Annotated in this window: 8 protein-coding genes; all 8 read left to right on the top strand. The window is 41.4% G+C overall.

Annotation, left to right across the window (positions count from 1 at the left end; genetic code table 11):
• The first annotated feature begins 1 nt into the window (after position 1).
• The 8 genes from ybeY to glyS all read left to right on the top strand — a co-directional run bounded on the left by ybeY (position 2) and on the right by glyS (position 6,565).
• Positions 2-472, top strand: coding sequence for an rRNA maturation RNase YbeY (gene ybeY / locus ABEQ24_RS20090; RefSeq protein ID WP_430008454.1), 471 nt, complete (start codon positions 2-4; stop codon positions 470-472).
• The gene (locus ABEQ24_RS20095; RefSeq protein WP_430008455.1) at positions 444-821 is read left to right on the top strand and encodes a diacylglycerol kinase family protein; all 378 of its coding nucleotides are present in this window, start codon (positions 444-446) and stop codon (positions 819-821) included. Before ybeY ends, ABEQ24_RS20095 begins: the two co-directional genes overlap by 29 nt.
• Before the next feature lie 116 nt (positions 822-937).
• The gene (locus ABEQ24_RS20100) at positions 938-1,336 is read left to right on the top strand and encodes a cytidine deaminase (protein WP_430008442.1); all 399 of its coding nucleotides are present in this window, start codon (positions 938-940) and stop codon (positions 1,334-1,336) included.
• Positions 1,329-2,243, top strand: coding sequence for a GTPase Era (gene era / locus ABEQ24_RS20105; protein WP_133310065.1), 915 nt, complete (start codon positions 1,329-1,331; stop codon positions 2,241-2,243). Before ABEQ24_RS20100 ends, era begins: the two co-directional genes overlap by 8 nt.
• Before the next feature lie 137 nt (positions 2,244-2,380).
• Positions 2,381-2,524, top strand: a complete 144-nt coding sequence (locus ABEQ24_RS20110; RefSeq protein ID WP_430008443.1) for a YqzL family protein — start codon at positions 2,381-2,383, stop codon at positions 2,522-2,524.
• A gap of 32 nt (positions 2,525-2,556) precedes the next feature.
• On the top strand, positions 2,557-3,312 hold the full coding sequence (recO, locus tag ABEQ24_RS20115) for a DNA repair protein RecO (RefSeq protein WP_430008444.1): 756 nt from the start codon (positions 2,557-2,559) through the stop codon (positions 3,310-3,312).
• A gap of 306 nt (positions 3,313-3,618) precedes the next feature.
• Positions 3,619-4,509: a glycine--tRNA ligase subunit alpha gene (gene glyQ, locus ABEQ24_RS20120; RefSeq protein ID WP_430008445.1), complete on the top strand. Its 891-nt coding sequence runs from the start codon at positions 3,619-3,621 to the stop codon at positions 4,507-4,509.
• Entirely contained in the window at positions 4,502-6,565 is a 2,064-nt protein-coding gene (glyS, locus tag ABEQ24_RS20125; protein WP_430008446.1) for a glycine--tRNA ligase subunit beta, read from the top strand. Before glyQ ends, glyS begins: the two co-directional genes overlap by 8 nt.
• The last annotated feature ends 250 nt before the right edge of the window (positions 6,566-6,815 follow it).

A 6,815-nucleotide genomic window follows, 5' to 3' on the forward strand; every position in this document is an offset into this window, starting at 1 on the left:
AATGATCATCGATATGGCAGATGAAACAGAATTGCTGACAGAAAAGCAGCTGGAAATGGTTGAAACACTCCTTCAGTTTGCAGCAGATGCAGAAAGCATTGCACAGGATGCCGAGCTGTCGGTTACATTTGTTGACAATGATAAAATAAAAGAAATGAATCGGGATTACCGCAGCAAAGATCAGGTTACAGATGTGATTTCCTTTGCTATGGAAGAGCAGGGGGAAGGGGAAGTTTCAATTATAGGGGTGGACATGCCTCCGATTTTAGGAGATATTATAATATCTGTACCCCGTGCAGCAGAACAGGCAGAGGAATATGGTCATTCCTTTACAAGAGAGCTTGGTTTTCTTGCTGTTCACGGCCTTCTCCATCTTCTTGGCTATGATCATATGACAGAGGAAGATGAGAAAAAAATGTTTGGAAAACAAAAAGAAATCCTGGATGCATATGGGCTCAAAAGAGAGATCTGAGCGGGAGCGTTTTATCAGGAGTTTTTCATATGCGTGGGATGGGATAAAGAGCACGTTTGGAGCTGAACGCAATTTTCAAATACATACCGTGATTTCTCTTTTTGTTGCCGCGGCAGCCTTCTTCTTTCATATCAGTTTAACTGAATGGCTGATTGTCCTTTTTTTAATGGGGGGAATGCTCTCGCTTGAACTGATGAACACTGCGGTTGAAAGGCTTGTTGATCTTGTCACGGCAGAAAATCATCCGCTTGCAAAAGCTGCCAAGGATGCTGCAGCAGGCGCGGTTTTGATTTATGCAGTGCTAGCAGTTATTATAGGGTTAATCATCTTTATCCCTAAAATCTTATAAGTTATAAGAAAATTCTTACAATTAAATTACATTTGCGGCATCTGCGTGAAATTTCACCTTATTTTAGGTAAAATAGAAATATACATGATGTCGCCATACAGAAAGGAAGTAGAGCTTTGAACTCAGATCAACTCATCAAAGAAGCAAAAGCAGCACGTGAAATGGCATATGTTCCTTATTCCAAGTTTCAGGTTGGAGCTGCTCTATTAACGAAAGACGGTAAAGTATACAGAGGCTGCAACATTGAAAACGCCTCTTACGGCATGACAAATTGTGCTGAAAGGACAGCGTTGTTTAAAGCTGTCTCAGAAGGCGACAAAGAGTTCGCTGCCATTGCAATCGTTGCTGATACAGAAGGTCCGGTTTCACCGTGCGGAGCCTGCAGACAGGTTATTTCTGAGCTTTGTCCAAAGGATATGAAGGTTATCCTGACAAACTTGAATGGTGATGTAAAAGAATGGACAGTGGCAGATTTATTGCCTGGGGCATTTTCATCGGAGGATCTTCATGAATAAAAAAGAAACAGAATACAAATCCGGATTTGTCTCCATCATTGGAAGACCAAATGTAGGGAAATCAACGTTCCTTAATCGGGTGATTGGTCAAAAGATTGCGATTATGAGCGACAAACCTCAGACTACACGCAATAAAATACAAGGCGTGTATACGACAAATGAATCTCAAATTGTTTTCATAGATACTCCAGGAATTCACAAACCAAAGCACAAGCTCGGCGACTTCATGATGAAAGTAGCGCAAAACACGCTGAAAGAAGTAGACGTTGTTTTGTTTATGATCAATGCTGAAGAAGGATACGGCCGCGGAGATGAATTTATCATCGAAAAACTGCAGCATACAAAAACACCGGTCTTTCTGATCATTAATAAAATTGATCAGATTCACCCCGATCAATTGCTCCCGTTAATTGATCAATATCGCGCTTATTATCCATTTAAAGAAATCATCCCTATTTCTGCGCTGCAGGGAAACAATGTCGATACGCTTCTTGAGCAGATTGAATCCTATTTGCCTGCAGGTCCGCAGTACTATCCTGCAGATCAAGTAACGGATCATCCTGAGAGATTTATTATTTCGGAATTGATCCGCGAGAAGGTTCTGCATTTAACGCGGGAAGAAATTCCGCACTCTGTCGCCGTTGTTATTGATGCTATTGAGAGACGCGATAACAATCAGTCTATTTATGTCAGCGCAACAGTCATTGTTGAACGTGATTCCCAAAAAGGAATTGTCATAGGCAAGCAGGGGAAAATGCTGAAAGAAGTCGGGCAGCGTGCCCGCGTTGATATCGAAGCATTGCTTGGCACTAAAGTCTTCCTTGAACTGTGGGTAAAAGTACAAAAGGATTGGCGCAATAAAATGACTCAGCTTCGCGACTTCGGATTTAGAGAAGATGAGTACTGAGTTTAGAATGTGTTTTAGCAAACCGCTTGATTTAACAAAATTTGTTTAACATGAAACGAAGGATCTCAGGTCAAGATAACAATATAGAAATTGGACTATAGCTTGCTTGTCTTAACGACAGAAAGGCGGGGGTTTACATGTTGGATTTTACCTGGAAAGTCTTTATTCAAACAGGTAATATTGATACCTATCTTCTTTTTAAGGAAATGGAAAAAGATACTGGTGACGGACCCGATTCACAAGATCATGAGCTGGCTGAAGCAGATTTTCCAATTTCGTGATCTGACCGAATCCTTCTGGATGGTGAGAAAGATTGCTTCAAAAATGTGAAGGCATTGTCATTAGAACAAATGATTATGGTGAAACAAATAAAATTGTGAAAATTTATACCCGTGAACTTGGAAAAGTGGGAGTTATGGCCAGAGGGGCAAAAAAGCCTAATAGCAGGCTAACCTCATCAACTCAATTATTCACATACGGGTATTTCTTATTTCAAAAATCTTCCGGACTCGGAGGACTGCAGCAGGGCGAGACGATCTCTTCTATGCGGGGAATCAGGGAAGATATTTTTCTGACGGCATATGCTTCGTATGCCGCAGAATTGCTTGATAAAAGCACAGAGCAAAATGAACCTAATCCTTTTCTTTTTGAATTGTTCAGTCAGACTCTTCAGCGCTTAAATGAGGGCATCGATCCCGATGTCCTGCTTTATATTTTTGAGATGAAAATAGTGAATGTTCTTGGGATGTACCCGCAGCTTGATTCGTGCGTTAATTGCGGCAGCAAGGATGGAACTTTTCATTTCTCGATAAGAGAAAACGGATTTATCTGTCACAGATGTTTTGAGGCAGATCCGTACAGACTGCAGATTTCCCAGGCAACCGTTAAATTATTGCGTTTATTTTATTATTTTGATTTAGAAAGGCTGGGCAGGGTGACTGTAAAGCCTGAAACTAAAGCAGAGATTAAAATGGTGATTGATTCCTATTACAGTGAATACTCCGGAATATTTCTAAAGTCAAAGAAATTTTTAGATCAGATTGAATCGTTAAAAGGAAAGCTGACATGATGAATACATATTGACTTTGTCTTCTGTTTCTATTATGATGCTTGTAAATTAATATGTTGCTGTGAAGGAAAAAGAGTATTTGCAGAGCGTTATGAAAAGCGACCTTAGGATGGTGTGAGCTAAGGGATAACAAGCGAAGAAAGGCGTTTCTTGAGCGACTTTGCCGGAAAGAGGCTGATGCACATAAAATGCATTGGCAATTAGGGTGGAACCGCGGGTTAACTCTCGTCCCTATGCTGAATCATACAGCATAGAGACGGGAGTTTTTTGTTTTATATTTTTATTAAATATGTGGAGGTGCTTGGTTTGAATATTCAAGACATGATAGTAACATTGCAAAAGCATTGGTCAGATCAAGGCTGTATTTTAATGCAGGCCTATGATACTGAAAAAGGAGCAGGAACGATGAGTCCTTACACGTTCCTAAAGGCAATTGGTCCTGAGCCGTGGAAAGTAGCTTATGTAGAGCCATCCCGACGTCCTGCTGACGGCCGCTACGGGGAAAACCCGAACCGTCTTTATCAGCATCATCAATTTCAGGTTATCATTAAGCCGTCTCCTGACAATATACAGGAATTGTACTTGGATTCCTTAAAGGCTTTGGGCATTGATCCGCTGAAACATGATATCCGTTTCGTTGAGGATAACTGGGAGAACCCTTCTCTTGGCTGTGCCGGACTTGGATGGGAAGTCTGGCTTGATGGAATGGAAATTACTCAGTTTACTTATTTTCAGCAAGTTGGAGGCATTGAGTGCAAGCCTGTATCTGTTGAGATCACATATGGCATTGAACGCCTGGCTTCCTACATCCAGGATAAAGAAAATGTATTTGATTTAGAATGGACAGATGGATTTACCGTTCGCGATATTTTCTTGATGCCTGAATTTGAGCATTCAAAGTATACGTTTGAAACATCTGACGCCGAGATGCTGTTTAATCTGTTTTCCATATATGAAAAAGAAGCGCACCGTCAAATGGACGAAGGACTCGTTCATCCTGCATATGACTATGTTTTAAAATGTTCTCACACATTTAATCTGCTTGATGCAAGAGGAGCCATTTCTGTAACAGAGAGAACAGGATACATTGGACGTGTAAGAAACCTGGCCAGAAAAGTGGCAAAAACGTTTTATGATGAAAGAGAAAAATTAGGATTTCCAATGCTGAAAAAAGAGGAGGCTCACCAAAATGACTAAACATGATTTGCTGCTTGAACTCGGACTGGAGGAATTGCCTGCAAGATTTGTAGCAGATGCAATGAATCAGCTTTCTCTGAAAACAACGAACTGGCTGAAGGAAAAAAATATCTCTTTTGGAGAGGTAAATGTTTTTTCAACACCAAGAAGACTTGCGGTGCAAATAGAGGGCGTTGCTGCAAAACAGGAGGATATCGAGGAAGAAGCTAAGGGGCCAGCTAAGAAAATTGCGCTTGACGGAGACGGAAATTGGTCAAAGGCAGCTGTTGGATTTTCAAGAGGCCAGGGAGCAAGTGTTGAGGATATCTTCTTTAAAGAAATTGGCGGCATTGAATATGCACATGTTCAAAAGTTCATTAAAGGGAAAGAAACACAAGAACTTTTATCAGATTTAAGAGAGATCATTACTGGCCTTACGTTTCCTAAAAATATGCGCTGGGGATCTCAGGAACTGAGATTTGCAAGGCCGATAAAATGGATAATTGCCCTGTATGGTCAGGAAGTTATTTCTTTTAACATTACCGGCGTCCAAACTGGAAAAGAAACAAGAGGACACCGCTTTTTGGGCTCAGATCAAGTAATCAATCATCCAGCAGAATATGAAAAGTCGCTGCTTTCACAGTTTGTCATTGCATCCCCTGTGAAAAGAAAAGAAGCTATTCTCACACAGCTGCATCATATTGAAGAAGAAAATAAGTGGAATATTCCAATTGATAAAGATTTATTGGAAGAAGTCACCAATCTTGTTGAGTATCCGACAGCATTGTTTGGGAAATTTGAAGAAGAGTATCTGTCGCTTCCAGAAGAAGTGCTGGTCACAACAATGAAAGAACATCAGCGCTATTTTCCGGTGAAAAATGCGGAGGGTGATTTGCTACCTTATTTTGTTACAGTCAGAAATGGAGACCACAATCATATTGAAAACGTGGCAAGAGGAAATGAAAAAGTTTTGCGCGCACGTCTGTCAGACGCAGCTTTCTTTTACAATGAAGACCAAAAACTTGTGATTTCGGACAACGTGAAAAAACTTGATAAAATTGTTTTCCATGAAGACCTTGGATCTACAGGTGATAAAATCAGAAGAATGACTTCCCTTTCACAAATTCTTGCTGAACGATTTAACGTATCCTCAAAAGAAAAAACGCATGTCTTGCGCGCAGCTGAGATTTGCAAGTTCGACCTTGTTTCTCACATGGTATATGAATTTCCTGAGCTGCAGGGAATCATTGGCGAAAAGTATGCCAGAGCATTCGGAGAAGCAGAAGAAGTGGCAGCTGCAGTAAACGAGCACTACATGCCGCGTCATGCTGAAGATTCAGCCCCGGCCTCAACTGCAGGAGCGATTGTGGCGCTTGCAGATAAGCTCGATACCATTGCGGGCTTCTTCTCGATCGGTGTCATCCCGACTGGCTCACAGGACCCATATGCCCTAAGACGCCAGGCGAGCGGCATTGTTCAAATCCTATTAGCAAAAAAATGGACGATTTCTTTAGACGAATTATTTGACCTTGCTCTTGCACCATTTAAAGAAATTGATCAAAACAAAGTGAAAAATGAAATGCTCGCATTTTTCAAAATGAGAGTAAAACACGTTCTTGATGAGAAAAAAATCAGATACGATATCATTGATGCCGTGCTTGGAGCAGGCAAAATGGAACTGACTGCCATCATGGAAAAAGCTGCAGTTCTTGAAGATGCGGCTAAAGATGAAAGCTTTAAGGGAATAATGGAAGCTTTTGCACGCGTTCAAAATATCTCGAAAAAAGGCACTGGAGAAACAGTTAATCCTGCACTCTTCAAAAATAAAGAAGAGCAGGAGCTGTATGATCAATTCATGCACGTAAAAGATGAGTATGAAGCAAAGACAGCTGCCGGTGAATACCATGCTGCATTTGCGGCCCTTCGCTCATTGCAGCCATTTATTCAATCTTACTTTAACGAAACGATGGTCATGGCCGAAGATGAGGCATTGAAAAACAATCGCCTTGCACAAATGAAACAGCTTGCTGCATTGATAGAATCCTTTGCTAATATGGATGCTGTCATCGTAAAATAATAAAGTCAGACGATTGCCTCAAATAAGGCAATCGTCTGCTTGTTTTCCGCATTTCTTGATGTCCAGCTTCACCTCCCAGCTCTTCGGCCAGAACGGCTCAGCAAGCATTGGCAAAAAGCGCCTTCACTGGCTGATCCTTATCTGTCTGTCAGAGCTAAACGGTCGGTTCCGCTTTTCTTGGTGTCCAGCTTCACCTCCCAGCTCTTCGGCCAGAACGGCTCAGCCAGCAAAGGCAAAAAGCGCCTTCACT

It is taken from the genome of Metabacillus idriensis (assembly GCF_050483325.1).
In the GTDB taxonomy this organism is placed as follows: Bacteria; Bacillota; Bacilli; order Bacillales; family Bacillaceae; genus Bacillus_P; species Bacillus_P idriensis_A.

What these genes read in the sequence shown, in the direction of transcription:
- ybeY (WP_430008454.1), top strand. Translation starts at nt 2, where the DNA reads ATGATCATCGATATGGCAGATGAAACAGAATTGCTGACAGAAAAGCAG.
- glyS (WP_430008446.1), top strand. Translation starts at nt 4,502, where the DNA reads ATGACTAAACATGATTTGCTGCTTGAACTCGGACTGGAGGAATTGCCT.
- era (WP_133310065.1), top strand. Translation starts at nt 1,329, where the DNA reads ATGAATAAAAAAGAAACAGAATACAAATCCGGATTTGTCTCCATCATT.
- ABEQ24_RS20095 (WP_430008455.1), top strand. Translation starts at nt 444, where the DNA reads ATGCATATGGGCTCAAAAGAGAGATCTGAGCGGGAGCGTTTTATCAGG.
- ABEQ24_RS20110 (WP_430008443.1), top strand. Translation starts at nt 2,381, where the DNA reads ATGTTGGATTTTACCTGGAAAGTCTTTATTCAAACAGGTAATATTGAT.